This window comes from Gallaecimonas mangrovi (genome assembly GCF_003367375.1).
Classification (GTDB): domain Bacteria; phylum Pseudomonadota; class Gammaproteobacteria; order Enterobacterales; family Gallaecimonadaceae; genus Gallaecimonas; species Gallaecimonas mangrovi.
In genome coordinates, this window is record NZ_CP031416.1 from 863,177 (window position 1) to 876,406 (window position 13,230).

Below are 13,230 nucleotides of genomic sequence, written 5' to 3' on the forward strand. Positions count from 1 at the left end.
GACTTTGTCGTTAAGGTAGGTGGTATAAGGCTTTCCTTGAGTAGTTGCAGGGTGGGGTGAAAAGCGCGGCTGTAAGGCTTATGGTGTGGTTTGCTGATTGTTCTTTGAGGTTTTTTTAGTATTTTTATTATTATGTTTGGTTGGTTTTTTATTCGTTTTTTATAGATTTTTATTTTTCCTGATTTATCCAGTATACAAATAAAAAGGCCGCTTGCTGCGGCCTTTTTATTTGAAAGCGATGTATTGCTTACATCCACATATCTTTCTTCTTTTTTCGTGGAATGAGGTAGGGCAATAGTAACCCGAGCAGCAAACCACCACCGGCAACGCAGCCGCCGTAGAGGAACCAGCGCATCAGGTTGCTTTGGTCCATGCCTTTGACCTGCGCCTGAAGGCGGGTGATCTGTGACTTTTGTTCAGCCACTTGCGAGCTGAGCTGAGACTTGTCTTGCTGCAGGGTATCGAGGTTATTGACCAGTGAGTCATGTCCTGATGACAGTTCCTGAATTTTGTCCTGAGCGGCTTTTAAGGAGGCCTGCAGCTTGGGAATGGTAACTCTAAAGGTTGGAGCGTTAGTGACGTATTTGCTTTGTATCCAGCCGGTACGTCCTTGGTCGTCCTTCACCTCGGTAAAGTCGCCATTTTGGTCCAGCACCTGTAACTGTGTACCGGCATTAATGGAGCCAATAATGCGGTAGTTTTTAGAGGGGCCAGAATGCAGGAAAACATAAATGTCTTCACTGACAAAGGCGGGATCGGCAAAGGAAAGGCTTGGTGTTAGAACCAGTAGCAGAAGCAGCGCGCGCATTAACATTATGTTGATTATCCGAGTAAAAGTCGCTGCTCCATCCTAGTTAGCATCAGCAGCCATGGCAAGCGCCATGGCTGCTGATGTTCAGCGGAGGATCAGTGCTTCAAGGATCCAGAAAATCACAATGGCCAGCAGGGCGCCAGCAGGCAGTGTTACCACCCATGAAACCACAATGTTACGGATAACCGAGAGGTTAAGCGCGGCAATGCCGCGGGCCAAACCTACGCCCATAATGGCACCCACCAGGGTTTGGGTTGTGGAGATAGGCAAACCGGTACCGGATGCCAGCACCACCGTGGTTGCGGTAGCAAATTGCGCAGCAAAACCGCGGCTTGGCGTCAGGTGGGTAATACCGGTGCCAACGGTGGCCATGACCTTTTTACCCATAATGGCCAGGCCCAAGACGATACCAAAGCCACCCAGTGGCAGTATCCACCAGGCAATTTTTGACTGCGCCGCCACCTGACCACCGGCTTCAACCACGCTGACGACCGCAGACAATGGCCCAATAGCGTTGGCCACGTCGTTCGAGCCGTGGGCGAAAGCCATGGCGCAGGCGGTCAGTACCATCAAAATGGCAAACACCTTTTCGACGTTGGCAAAGCCCATGTCTTTATCATCAGAAGGGTTGAATTTTTCGCGGCCAATAAAGAGGTAACCGGCAAACATCACCACCAGCGAGGCAATGAAAGAATAAAGCCAGTCTTCACCGTTACTGAGGTTCAAACCAATGTGCGACAAGCCCTTTTTCAAGGTCACCAGGCTAATCACAAAGGCGGTCATGAACATGTACACCGGTACAAAACGCTTGGCGTTTTGTAAGGGATGCTCGGTGTTAAAAATAAACCGCTGCACGCTGGTAAAGACAAAATAAGCGATGAGCCCGGAAATGGCAGGGGTAATTATCCAAGAGCCAACAATACCCAGGGTTTTTCCCCACTGCACCGCATCAGAGCCAATGGAAACGGTCGCAAAACCAATAATGGCGCCAACAATGGAGTGGGTGGTAGAAACAGGCCAACCGTAGTTAGACGCCACAATCAGCCAAATGCCGGCGGCCAGCAAGGATGCAATCATCCCCAATACCAGCACCTCTGGGTGGTTGGTAAAGGCGCTGGGGTCCAGAATGCCGTTACGGATGGTGGAGGTCACTTCGCCCCCCGCCAGGTAAGAGCCGGCAAATTCAAATACCATGGCGATAACTATCGCCTGGCCTATGGTCAAGGAACGGGTGCCAACAGAGGTGCCCATGGCGTTAGCAACGTCGTTGGAACCGATACCCCAGGCCATTAAAAAGCCGACGACAGCCGCAAGCAGCACCAAATACGTGCCGTAGTGAGCGATGATTTCCATGTAATTTCCTGTTAACTGCGCGCCAGGAGCAGCTCTAAGCGAGACCCCACGCCCTCAGCGCGGTCGGCCAGGTCGCCAACCCACTCAAGAATGGAGTAAAGGAACATGACGTCGATCGGGCTGAGATCTTTTTCAATCGCCAATAACTGGCGACGCAGGCGGATCTGCAACTCGTCGGTATCGTGCTCGATGTCATCGAGCTCATTGATCATCCGGTTGACCAGCTCTACCTCGCGGCCACGAAAACCGGTTTCGAGTAACTCGTCCAGTTCGTTAATGGCTTTGGCGGCAAGCGCTGTTGCGTCCAAGCAACGGGAAAGGTAGGCGCTGAATTCTTCAGCAAAGATGGTTGGGATCTTGAGCTTGCGCCCCAGAACCCGGCCGGCAATGTCTTTTGCCTTGTTGGCAATGCGGTCCTGCTCTTTAACCAACTCTAACAAGTCGGTACGTTCAACCGGCATGAACAGGCCTGAGGGCAGCGTCATGCGGATCTCACGTTTCAGAGCGTCAGCTTCCTTTTCCAGGCGGCTGATGTCATTGCGCAGCTCGCTGGCTTTCGACCAGTCGTCGGCCAGTACAGCCTCAAAATACGGCACCAGGGTCTGACAGCACTCGTGGACTTTGTCCATGTGTTGCTGCAGGGGCCGAATAGGCGATTTAGCGAAGAGACCTAAGATACTGTTTGCAGGCATGGTTGCCCCTCATATTTGACGATATTGTCGGCATCAGGCCAATGCGGCGCGAAGGATAGCGCAAAGGTTGGCCGTAATAAAACCGTAATGGCATTTTTTTTACTGTCATGGCCGTTATAATCAGCCCGACACCTGTCAACCAAAAGCCACCATGGCCATAGAAACCGAACTGAAATTACGTGTTGCCAACCAACTGGATACTGACAGCTGGCTGCAACCATTACTCGGCGGCGCCCAAGCGCGTCACCTAAAGAACACCTACTTTGATACGCCTGAAGGCTTACTGGCCAAATGGCGTATGGGCCTGCGTATTCGTGAGGTCGATGGCAAACGTGAGCAAACCCTAAAGCTCGCTGGTAACTCTGGGTCTGCATTATCTGCCAGACCTGAATATAACCTGCCCATCGATAGCAACAAGCCCCGGCTAAGTGCTTTTCCTGATGAAGTATGGCCTGCCGGCACCGATGTGCATGAACTTGAAGAAGCGCTGGTCGCGGTTTTTAGCACCGACTTTGACCGGCAAAAAACCTTGGTTGCTGGCGAGCAAGTCGAGTTTTGCTGGGACCAGGGCGAAGTCAGTGCCAACAGCCATTGCTTGCCCATTCGTGAGCTGGAGCTGGAAATGCAGGGCGAGGATTTAGCGGCGCTATTTCGCTTTGCCGAAGGCCTGCTTCGCGACGGCGTGCAATGCTTTGGCCTTTCCAAAGCCGCCCGTGGCAACTGGCTTGCCAACGGGCAGGGTAATCTGCCGCTGGATGAGCCGATGGCCGATGTGCAACGGCAAATGAGCAACGAAGAGGTTCTGGCCCAGGGCTTGGGCACTGCCATTAGCCAATGGCAGCAAGCCGAAGATGTGTTTTTATTGCATCCCGGCTGGCAGCCGCTGTTAGCGCTTGCCGATGCGCTGCAGTATTTTCGCCAGGTATTAAGCCTGTTTGGCGGCCTGGTACCACGCAAGGCCTCTAGCGAACTGCGCCAGGAATGCCAATGGCTGGCCGACCAGCTCGCCCAGGCCCAGGCTCAGGTGCGTGTTGCCAAGGTGCTGTCGGCCAAAGGCAGCAGTTTTAGAAAGCTCAACATCAGTGATGAGCTGCTAGAGCAAGCCAATGAGCGCCAACAGGCGCTGCCGAATTTAAGCTTCTTTACCCAGCTGTTTGCCTCGGAAAGGGCCAACCGCTTGAAGCTGGCTGCGCTGAAGTTTGTGGCGCTGCGCCAATGGCGCAGCAAGCTCGATGATGCCGCCATTGCCGAGCTTGAAAAGCCCATCAAATGGTTTGCTGACACCCATTTAGCCAAATCCTTCGCCGACCTTAAACGGCACTTGGTGCGGGGCATGGCGCTGCCACAATACCTGGACCAAGAAGGCCGAGTGCTGCGCTATTTGACCTGCTGCCGCACCTTTGGGGCGCTCTATCCTGACCAATTTAGCGAACATAGTGTTGAGCAGTGGCAAGACTTTATGTTTGGTTTGGAAGAGGCGCGGCGTCTGGAAGGCATTGGGCAGTTGGCGGCGAGGCTAGACTTGTCTGATGACGATGCCGAGCAACTGGAAAACTGGCTTAATCGCAAGCGCCAGTCTTTGGTGGTGGCGATGGATCAGTCGCGTCAGCTGGGGCTGAATCAGCAGGTATTCTGGCCCTAATATCAGCGCTGAGCACACCAAGCTGTGTGCTCAGCGCTTTGATATCACCTTCAAGCTGTTCCAACTTATGACGAATTTCCCTGTGATTGAGCTCTTCTGTTTCACTGCGCCGGGTGAGTTTGGCGGCCATTAAACCGGTTAAACCACCAAATAACGACACCCCCGAGATAATCAACACCGCGCTTATTACCCTGCCTGCGGTAGTAACGGGGTAATAGTCGCCATAGCCAACGGTAGAAATAGTTACCAGCGACCACCAAATGGCGTCTTCTGCCGAGTGAATATTGGAATGGGGGTTAGCGGCTTCTGCCATCAATATGGCAATGGAGCTGCCGCCTATCACCAGTACTAAAATCACCAGCATGGTTGCCAGCACCACGTTGGTGCTTTCTTTCATCAGCTGCTGAATAACCTGGTTGGCCATGCGCAAAATGCGCAGCACCCTTATCACTTGAAAGAGCCGCCCGTAGCGCAGTACGTCTATCACCGGGATGCTGGAGATAAGGTCAATCCAATGGGTTTTAAAAAAGGCCCATTTTTGTTTGGCGCGTACCAGGCCAACCGTAAAGCGGGTCAGGAAAATCACGCAAACGCCATTGTCGATAAGCAGCAGCAATTCCCGCTCGTCATGATTGACCGGCGCAAATTGCAGCGCCAGCACCACGGCTACGGCCACTACCGACAGCACCATCATCGCCAGTTCAATGGGCGTGGGTGCCAGCACCCTTAATTCGGGTTTCACGTTAATTGTCCTTAAGTAACGTATCTGCTTGCTCTGCCAATTCTTGCATGACTTTTTTCTTAATTTCCAATTGGTCGTCGGCGGCAACACCGTAACGTTTGCCCAAACGTTGGTAGTCGTCGCCGTTGAGAGTCACCGTTAGCCGCGGCCGTTTCGGGCGGGTAGTAACGGGAAGCTCAAGCATGCTGCGAATTTGGTCGGACGGGCTCAGCCCTTCTTCAAGGGCCGCTAGGCGAATGGCATATTGCAGCCGGGTATCTAAATCGAATGCCACCTGTACCGCCTTCATGGCGGCGATGGAAGACGCCCACTTTTGCTCCAGCTTTTTACTCATCAAGCTCCCCTTTTAGCCTTTTTAGCACGCTGGTGGCGTTACTTTGAGGCGTGTTTTTAGGGGCTTTGGGCGAGCTGGCTTCACGCTCACGAATGGCATTAATCGCCGCTTTGGTGCCGCCTTTGGGGCGGCTTAATAGCGGCGCCAGGGTGCCTTCCATGCGGGCCAGCTCTTTAGCGGCGCTCAACAGGCTGAGCTGGCGGCGAAGGTCAATAAGCTGCCTTTCTAGCTGCAGATACAGCTGTTGCTGCTGGCTAAGGTGTTGCTGTTGGTTAACCAGCGCCGCTTGCTGGTTTTCAAGGGCTGCTAGCTGCTCGGCTGCGGTGTTGAGCGTGGCGGTGTCAGCCTTGGCTAGCATTGCCTTTAACCGGCTTTCTTCGGCGCTAATTCGGGTGCTCAGTTGCTGCTGTTGCTCGGCTAACAGTGGCAACTGCTGCTGCCATTTTGGCTGCTGCTTGGCTAAATGGTCGCGCTCCCTCTGCGCGGCTTTTATCGCCTGTTCAATGTTTTTGCTATTAGGCTGGGACTTGGCAGCCAGCAGATCTTTTAACAGCGTCATCAGCAGGCCTCCAGAAAATGACTCATGTCATCCAGGATGTCTAAGGTGTTGTCCGACAACACCACCAGCTCATGCTCAATATCAAAAAGGCTGGAATGCACCGACAAGGCGCCAAAAATGACAAAACGCTCGCCCATTTTGGCAAAGGCCGACAACGGCATGGGAATATTCAGCTCCAGCATGGTTTCCAGCATGGCAACGCGCTTGTCAGCGTTAACTTCGCTTTCGTCCCACAAAAAACTCATCACCAGCACTTGATCTTCGGCCACCGATAAAAAGATGGGCAGCTCTTCCCGGCCTTGCACCACAATTTGTAAAACCTCGACATCGCCAGTTATTGGCAGGCAGTCAAAGCTGCAGCCGGTGGGGCTGTTTTCGGCCAAACCGTTTAGGTGGCGGGCGATAATATCGGCAGTTACTGGCTGAGTGGCTGGCACGAGGGGGCCTTTGGGTTTTATGCTCTCAATGCCCTTTGTCTAACAAAATCGACATAATATGTCTACCGAGCAACTTTTAGTCCGTCAGGCGGATAAAGCCCTTAATAGCTTGATTGAGCGCCATCCGCATTGTTTAGAAGGCCTGAGCGAAGCCCAGTTGGAACGGCTGCGCCAGGGTCTGAGTTGCTCTGATTTTTTACTGGCGCAGCTGCTGCGCCACCCCGATTGGCTACCTTGGTTATTGGCGCAAACCGAAGCCAGTATCCAAGGGGGCCCCTGGCAGCCGCCGCTGGCAGAAAGCCTTGCCGAGACTGAGGTGCAAAGCTTGCTGCGCCAATTTCGCCACCGCTATTTATCGGCCCTGGCACTGTTGGGGGCTAACCAGAACATTGCTGAAGTGACGCGCCTACATTGCCTGTCGAATCTTGCTGAAGGGCTTATCAGTGGCGCCCGTGACTGGGTATATCAGCAGCAATGCCAGCTGCGCGGCACACCCACCGATAGCGACGGCAACGCGGTGCCCTTGCTGGTGCTGGGTATGGGGAAACTCGGGGGCAGCGAGCTTAATTTTTCCTCTGATATTGACCTGATTTTTGTTTACCCCAGAAGCGGTTCAACCCAAGGCGGCCGCAAGGAAATTGATAATCACGAGTTTTTTACTCGCCAGGGCCAAAAACTCATTCAATTGCTAGATGCCGTTACCGAAGACGGCTTTGCCTATCGCGTGGATATGCGGCTAAGGCCCTTTGGCGACTCTGGCCCCTTGGTGATGTCTTTTGACGCATTGGAAGATTACTACCAGTCACAAGGGCGCGAGTGGGAGCGCTATGCCATGGTGAAAGGGCGGCTGATGGGCGGCGGCCTGGGTTATGGCGAAGAGCTAGAACAGCTATTGCGGCCCTTTGTTTATCGCCGTTATTTGGATTACTCGGCCATTCATTCCCTGCGCGATATGAAGCGGCTGATTGAAGCCGAAGTGCGCCGCCGCGGCTTAACCGACAACATCAAATTGGGCGCGGGCGGCATTCGCGAAGTGGAGTTTTTGGTTCAGGTCTTTCAGCTTATCCGCGGCGGCCGTGAACCGGCGCTGCGTACCCCTTCGCTACTGGCAGCGCTGGTGATGCTACCTGAACTTGGCGCTATCTCTGACGCCGAAGCCCAGGCGTTAAGGGCGGCCTATTTGTTTCTTCGGACCAGCGAAAACAACTTGCAAGCCATCAACGACGAGCAAACCCAAACCTTACCTACCGAGCCCCTAAATCGGGCGCGCTTGGCCACCATGCAAGGGTTCGGCAGTTTTGAAGCCTACCTAAAAGCCCTTACCGGGCATCAACAGCTGGTACATGGCCTGTTTCGCGAAGTGATAAGCGAGGAAGGCCCCGAGCAAGAAACCCCAGAGCCACTTAGAACCCTGATGGCAGCGCCCTGGTCCCGCGATGAAGTCATTAGCGCTTTTCGTGAAGAAGCGCTGCCCGAGCCAGAGGCGTTGGCCGACGCCTTTTTGTCGTTAAAAGAAAACCTTAGCCGGCGCAGTATCGGCGAGCGTGGCCGTAAGCAACTGGAAAACCTCTTGCCGCAGTTATTGTTAGGGTTAAAAGAGCAGCTGCAACCGGTGAAAACCTTGGCCCGGTTAGGCAAGCTTATTGAGCAGGTCGCCAGCCGCACCGCCTATTTGGAGCTGTTGGTAGAGAACCCCGGTGCCCGGGCGCAGCTGATTAAACTCACCGGCGCCTCGGCTTTTATCAGTGAGCGGCTGATACAAATGCCGATATTGCTTGATGAGCTTATCGACCCACGCCATTTGTATCAGCCGTTAGGGTTTGACGATTACGCCACCGAGCTGCGCCGTTTTATGCTGCGGATTGAGCCGGACGACCAAGAAGGGCAAATGGAGGCGCTACGCCAGTTTAAAGCGGCGCAAACCCTGCGTATTGCTGCGGCCGATGTGACCGGTGTACTGCCGCTGATGAAAGTGAGCGACCACCTTACTCACCTTGCCGAAACCCTGCTGGCGGCCTGTTTGCCGTTAGCGTGGCAGGATTTGGTCAAACGCCATGGTGAACCTGTTGGCCTTAGCGCCGAACACCCTGGCATTTTGGTGGTGGCTTACGGCAAGTTGGGCGGATTAGAGCTTGGCTACAGCTCCGATCTGGACTTGGTTTTTCTGACCGACCTTGACGATGACAGTGCCTACCAGGAAACCCCGGGGCCAAGAGCCATTACCGTTAAAGAGTTTTTCTTCAAGCTGGTGCAGCGGTTAAGCCACTGGCTGACCACCCGTACCTTAAGCGGGGTTTTGTATGACATTGATATGCGCCTTAGGCCATCGGGTGCCTCCGGGCTTTTGGTCAGCACCCTTAAAAGTTTCGAGCAATATCAACGGGATGAAGCCTGGCTTTGGGAGCATCAAGCCCTTGTGAGAGCAAGGCCAGTGCTGGGCGACATTGCGCTTCGTAAGCGCTTTGCCGATATTCGCCTGGCTGCCCTTTGCAAGCCTCGGCAGCCGTTAGCCTTGCAAGAAGAGGTAAGGGCGATGCGCCAGAAAATGCGCCAGCATCTGGATACGTCAGGCCAGGGCCTGTTTGATGTGAAGCAAGGTCGCGGCGGCATTACCGATATTGAGTTTTTAGTGCAGTATTGGCTGCTGGCCAGCGGTCAACAGGCGCTGTTTCGTTATTCAGATAATATCCGCCAACTTGACGCGTTAAGTGTGGCAGGGGGGATTGATGCCAGCCTTGCCGAGCGCTTGGCTGATATTTACGTCACCCTTCGCCAGCAGCAGCACCGGCTTAGCCTTGATGAAGGCGGGAGGAGGGTGGATGACAACCTGTTCCTTGAAGAGCGCGCCTTTGTCAGCGCGCTCTGGGATAAGGAACTGGGCACTCAGTAGTAGGACGGGTCATCTTCGTTGGGGCGAGTTTTAAAGCGCCGGTGCACCCACATGTATTGCTCAGGCTGCTTGAGAATTTCCCTGGCGACAATGTGATTAACCAGTTTGGTGTCTTGCACTTCATCGCCACTTGGCAGGGTATTTAAGGCCGGCGAGAAGCTCAGCTTGTAGCCGGAACCATCTGCCAACCGGGTTTGCACAAAGGGCACCACTTTCGCCTTGCCTTGTTTGGCAAACATCGAGGTGGCGGTGACGGTAGCAGCGTCGGGCACTGCAAAGAAGGGCACAAAAACGGCGCGGCGGCGGCCGTAGTCTTGGTCGGGGGCATACCACACCACATCGCCTTCACGCAGGGCGTGCACCATGCCGCGCACATCGCGCTTATCCACCAAGTATTTATTGGACCGCACCCGGCCGTGATATTGCAGGTATTCCATCAAGGCGTTGTTATGGGGGCGGTAAAAACCCACACCGGGCTGCAAGGTGCCGAACATGCGGGCGCCGATTTCCAAGGTAACAAAGTGCATGGCCATCAGGATGACCCCTTGGCCCTTATCCAGCACCTCTTGTACGTACTCGAAGTTCTCGACCTGCATGTGTTTTTTAATGCGCCACTGCGGCCACCACCAGGCCATGCCGGTTTCTAAAAAGGCGACACCGGTTGCTTCAAAGTTGGCAATAAGCAGCGCCTGGCGTTCTTGCTCGGATTTTTCGGGAAAGCAGAGCGCTAAATTGCGTTTGGCAATGCGGGCGCGGCTTTTAAGTAGCTTGCCCAGCAGTCGCCCCAGCAGTTTACCCATGGCAACCTGTAACCGGTAAGGCAACCAAGATACGATATACATCAAGGCCACACCGAGCCAGGTTAGCCAAAATCGCGGGTGCAACAGTGAAGCGCTAAAACGCGGGGCTTCTATTTTTTTGATTGCCAAGAGCCTGCTCTCCTTCCTCAGTGCAACGGGCGGCCATTTTAACCTATGTGCAATTGGCGGCAATTGTACGCTAAAGCTGGAACCAAAGTCGGGCGCTTTTGCCTATGGTACTATCGCCTCAATTCGTGAACAGGAAAGATGCTCCAATGAAACTGAATTTGCCCACTTTCGAGAACGCCAAGGTACTGGTGGTTGGTGACGTAATGCTGGACCGCTATTGGCATGGGGCAACCAAGCGTATTTCACCCGAGGCGCCGGTGCCGGTGGTGAAGGTAGAACAAAAAGAAGACCGCCCCGGCGGCGCGGCCAACGTCGCGCTGAACGTGGCCGCACTGGGTGGCAAGGTCGTACTGCAAGGCCTGGTGGGTAATGACGAACCGGCAGCTACCCTGCGTGACACCCTGGCGTCCGTTGGCGTGCATAACGAATTAATGCCGGTGAGCACCCACCCCACCATCACCAAACTGCGGGTGCTGTCGCGCCATCAGCAGCTGCTGCGCATGGATTTTGAAGATGCCTTTTCGGCTGACAATGCCCAGGCCCTGCGAGCACCTTTTGATAACGCCTTAGCAAACAGCGATGTGGTTATTTTTTCTGATTACGCCAAAGGCGCCTTGGCCGATGTGGAGCATCTGATTGCTCAGGCGCGTGCGGCCGGTAAGAAAGTCTTGGTAGACCCTAAGGGCACCGACTTTGGCCGTTATCGCGGTGCCACCCTGCTAACACCGAACTTAAGCGAATTTGAAGCCGTGGTTGGCCACTGTCGGGACGAAGACGAGCTCGTTGCCAAAGGTTTGGCCTTGATTGAGCGTTTTGAATTAGAGGCCATGCTGGTAACCCGCTCTGAGCATGGCATGACCTTATTGCAACAAGGTCTAGCACCTGTGCATTTGCCTGCCACAGCCAAGGAAGTGTTTGATGTTACCGGCGCTGGCGACACCGTGATTTCCACCTTGGCGTCAGCACTGGCGGCCGGGTGCACCCTGGCCGAATCTTGCGCGCTAGCCAACCTGGCAGCGGGTATTGTGGTTGGTAAAGTGGGTACTTCCACGGTATCTACCGTTGAGCTGGCCGAAGCCTTGGGGCAGGAGCGGGAACTGGGGTTTGGCGTGCTCAGTGAAGAGCAACTGGTGCTGGCGGTTCGCGATGCCCAGCGCCGCGGCGAAAAGGTGGTGATGACCAACGGCTGCTTTGACATTCTGCATGCCGGCCATGTCAGTTACTTGCAGCAGGCGCGTGCCCTTGGTGACCGGCTTATTGTGGCAGTGAACAGCGATGACTCAGTGCGCCGCCTTAAAGGCGATGGTCGCCCGGTGAATAACCTTGAGCGGCGAATGGCAGTATTGGCCGCCCTTGGCGCCGTTGATTGGGTGGTGGATTTTTCTGAAGACACCCCGCAGCGCTTGATTGCTCATGTTCTGCCAGACGCGCTGGTAAAAGGCGGTGATTACAAAATTGAAGACATTGCCGGTGGCAAAGAAGTGATTGAAAACGGTGGCGAGGTGATGGTGCTTGGGTTTGAAGATGGCGTATCTACCACCGCCATTATCAACCGCATCAAAAGTAAATGAGCCGCTTTTTATACAATCTGGTGCTGACCTGCCTGTTCCCGGTGATTGTGCTTTGGCTGTTTTGGCCGGGGCGCAAGCAGCACTTTGCAGGGCGAGCCGGTGAACCTTTTGGGCTGGTGCCCAAATTAGGGCAGGTCGATTTGTGGGTGCATGCGGTGAGTGTGGGTGAAACCATGGCCGCCATACCGCTAATTAAGGCTTGGCGCCAGCAATACCCCAAAGCCAGACTGTTGGTTACCACCAGTTCTCGCACCGGTTATGACCGCCTGAAAGCCGCCTTTGGCGACAAGCTGGTGCACGCCTATGCCCCCTATGATTTTTGGCTCTGCGTTTGGTTTTTCTTTAAGCGCGTTAAGCCCAAAGCGCTGTGGGTGATGGAAACCGAGCTGTGGCCTAACTGGCTGGCGTTTTGCAGAAAGCGCCGTATCCCGGTGAAATTGGTCAATGGCCGCCTGTCAGCGAGCTCCGCTAAGCGTTATCGGCGTTTTAAGGGGCTAACCCGCGGCTTGATGCAGAGCCTGGATAAGGCCTTGGTGCAAACCGCAGAAGAAGCGGCGCGCTTTAAGGGCCTGGGCCTTGCCGCCAGTAAAATTGAGGTTACCGGCTCGGTGAAATTTGACCTCGATGTCAGCGCCGAGCAGCGCGCGGCGGGCCAAGCTCTGGCCGCCAGCTTCGGTGAGCGGCCCATTTGGATAGCCGCTTCAACCCACCCGGGTGAAGACACCTTAATGCTGGCGGCGCACAAATCCTTACGGGAACAATTTCCTGACGCGCTGCTGCTGCTAGTGCCGCGTCACCCGCAACGCTTTGAGGAAGTTGCCAAGCTGCTGGAGCGCCAGGGTTGGGCCTTTGCCCGCCGCTCGTTAGGGCAGGATGTGACGGCGCAAACCGCAGTGTATCTTGGCGATACTATGGGCGAAATGATGACACTGCTGGGGGCTGCCCAAGTGGCGGTGGTGGCCGGTTCTTTTGTTAATGTCGGTGGCCACAACCTCTTGGAGCCGGCAGCCTATGCACTGCCAACCCTGACCGGGCCTGTCTATTTTAACTTCAAAGACATTACCGATGCCTTGGTGGCAGCAGGCAACTGCCAAGTGGTTACGGCAAACGAACTGGCGCCTGCCCTTGCGAGTTTGCTGGCCAGCCCCCATCAGCGCCAGCAGGCAGGGCTGGCGGGTCTTGAGGTGTTGTCGGCAAATCAGGGGGCGATAAAACGCAGCCTTGACGCGCTCCTATAAAAAAGGCCCTCAGTTGAGGGCCTTTTTCTTAT

Annotated in this window: 12 protein-coding genes; 4 read left to right on the plus strand and 8 right to left on the minus strand. The window is 54.7% G+C overall.

Annotated elements, in window-relative coordinates; translation table 11 throughout:
• Window positions 1-247: 247 nt before the first annotated feature.
• The 3 genes from DW350_RS04065 to DW350_RS04075 form a co-directional block, all read right to left on the minus strand.
• Complete coding sequence (locus tag DW350_RS04065) at window positions 248-808, minus strand: TIGR04211 family SH3 domain-containing protein (protein WP_192954800.1); 561 nt, start codon at window positions 806-808, stop codon at window positions 248-250.
• Window positions 809-895: 87 nt separating this feature from the next.
• The gene (locus DW350_RS04070) at window positions 896-2,164 is read right to left on the minus strand and encodes an inorganic phosphate transporter (protein WP_115717646.1); all 1,269 of its coding nucleotides are present in this window, start codon (window positions 2,162-2,164) and stop codon (window positions 896-898) included.
• Between the two features lie 11 nt (window positions 2,165-2,175).
• Complete coding sequence (locus DW350_RS04075) at window positions 2,176-2,793, minus strand: TIGR00153 family protein (RefSeq protein WP_336406971.1); 618 nt, start codon at window positions 2,791-2,793, stop codon at window positions 2,176-2,178.
• Between the two features lie 214 nt (window positions 2,794-3,007).
• On the opposite strand from DW350_RS04075, the gene DW350_RS04080 reads away from it, so the two are divergent.
• The gene (locus tag DW350_RS04080) at window positions 3,008-4,498 is read left to right on the plus strand and encodes a CYTH domain-containing protein (RefSeq protein ID WP_115717648.1); all 1,491 of its coding nucleotides are present in this window, start codon (window positions 3,008-3,010) and stop codon (window positions 4,496-4,498) included.
• On the opposite strand, the gene DW350_RS04085 is transcribed toward DW350_RS04080, so the two are convergent.
• The 4 genes from DW350_RS04085 to DW350_RS04100 are packed head-to-tail and all read right to left on the minus strand — an operon-like array spanning window position 4,416 to window position 6,570.
• On the minus strand, window positions 4,416-5,240 hold the full coding sequence (locus tag DW350_RS04085) for a potassium channel family protein (RefSeq protein ID WP_115717649.1): 825 nt from the start codon (window positions 5,238-5,240) through the stop codon (window positions 4,416-4,418). The genes DW350_RS04080 and DW350_RS04085 overlap by 83 nt on opposite strands.
• Before the next feature lies 1 nt (window position 5,241).
• Complete coding sequence (locus tag DW350_RS04090) at window positions 5,242-5,574, minus strand: hypothetical protein (RefSeq protein ID WP_115717650.1); 333 nt, start codon at window positions 5,572-5,574, stop codon at window positions 5,242-5,244.
• Window positions 5,567-6,133 carry a hypothetical protein gene (locus tag DW350_RS04095; protein ID WP_115717651.1) on the minus strand — a complete coding sequence of 189 codons (567 nt, stop codon included), beginning with the start codon at window positions 6,131-6,133 and terminating at the stop codon, window positions 5,567-5,569. Before DW350_RS04095 ends, DW350_RS04090 begins: the two co-directional genes overlap by 8 nt.
• Window positions 6,133-6,570: a YjfI family protein gene (locus tag DW350_RS04100; RefSeq protein ID WP_115717652.1), complete on the minus strand. Its 438-nt coding sequence runs from the start codon at window positions 6,568-6,570 to the stop codon at window positions 6,133-6,135. Before DW350_RS04100 ends, DW350_RS04095 begins: the two co-directional genes overlap by 1 nt.
• Window positions 6,571-6,628: 58 nt before the next feature.
• On the opposite strand from DW350_RS04100, the gene glnE reads away from it, so the two are divergent.
• The gene (gene glnE, locus DW350_RS04105; RefSeq protein ID WP_115717653.1) at window positions 6,629-9,460 is read left to right on the plus strand and encodes a bifunctional [glutamate--ammonia ligase]-adenylyl-L-tyrosine phosphorylase/[glutamate--ammonia-ligase] adenylyltransferase; all 2,832 of its coding nucleotides are present in this window, start codon (window positions 6,629-6,631) and stop codon (window positions 9,458-9,460) included.
• On the opposite strand, the gene lpxL is transcribed toward glnE, so the two are convergent.
• On the minus strand, window positions 9,454-10,389 hold the full coding sequence (gene lpxL / locus DW350_RS04110) for an LpxL/LpxP family Kdo(2)-lipid IV(A) lauroyl/palmitoleoyl acyltransferase (protein ID WP_115717654.1): 936 nt from the start codon (window positions 10,387-10,389) through the stop codon (window positions 9,454-9,456). The two genes, glnE and lpxL, sit on opposite strands and share 7 nt — an antisense overlap.
• A gap of 146 nt (window positions 10,390-10,535) precedes the next feature.
• Between lpxL and hldE the strand changes: the two genes are divergently transcribed.
• Both hldE and waaA read left to right on the plus strand, forming a co-directional pair.
• Window positions 10,536-11,960, plus strand: a complete 1,425-nt coding sequence (gene hldE / locus DW350_RS04115) for a bifunctional D-glycero-beta-D-manno-heptose-7-phosphate kinase/D-glycero-beta-D-manno-heptose 1-phosphate adenylyltransferase HldE (protein ID WP_115717655.1) — start codon at window positions 10,536-10,538, stop codon at window positions 11,958-11,960.
• Window positions 11,957-13,198, plus strand: coding sequence for a lipid IV(A) 3-deoxy-D-manno-octulosonic acid transferase (gene waaA / locus DW350_RS04120; RefSeq protein ID WP_115717656.1), 1,242 nt, complete (start codon window positions 11,957-11,959; stop codon window positions 13,196-13,198). The genes hldE and waaA overlap by 4 nt, the downstream gene beginning before the upstream one ends.
• Window positions 13,199-13,230 lie beyond the last annotated feature (32 nt).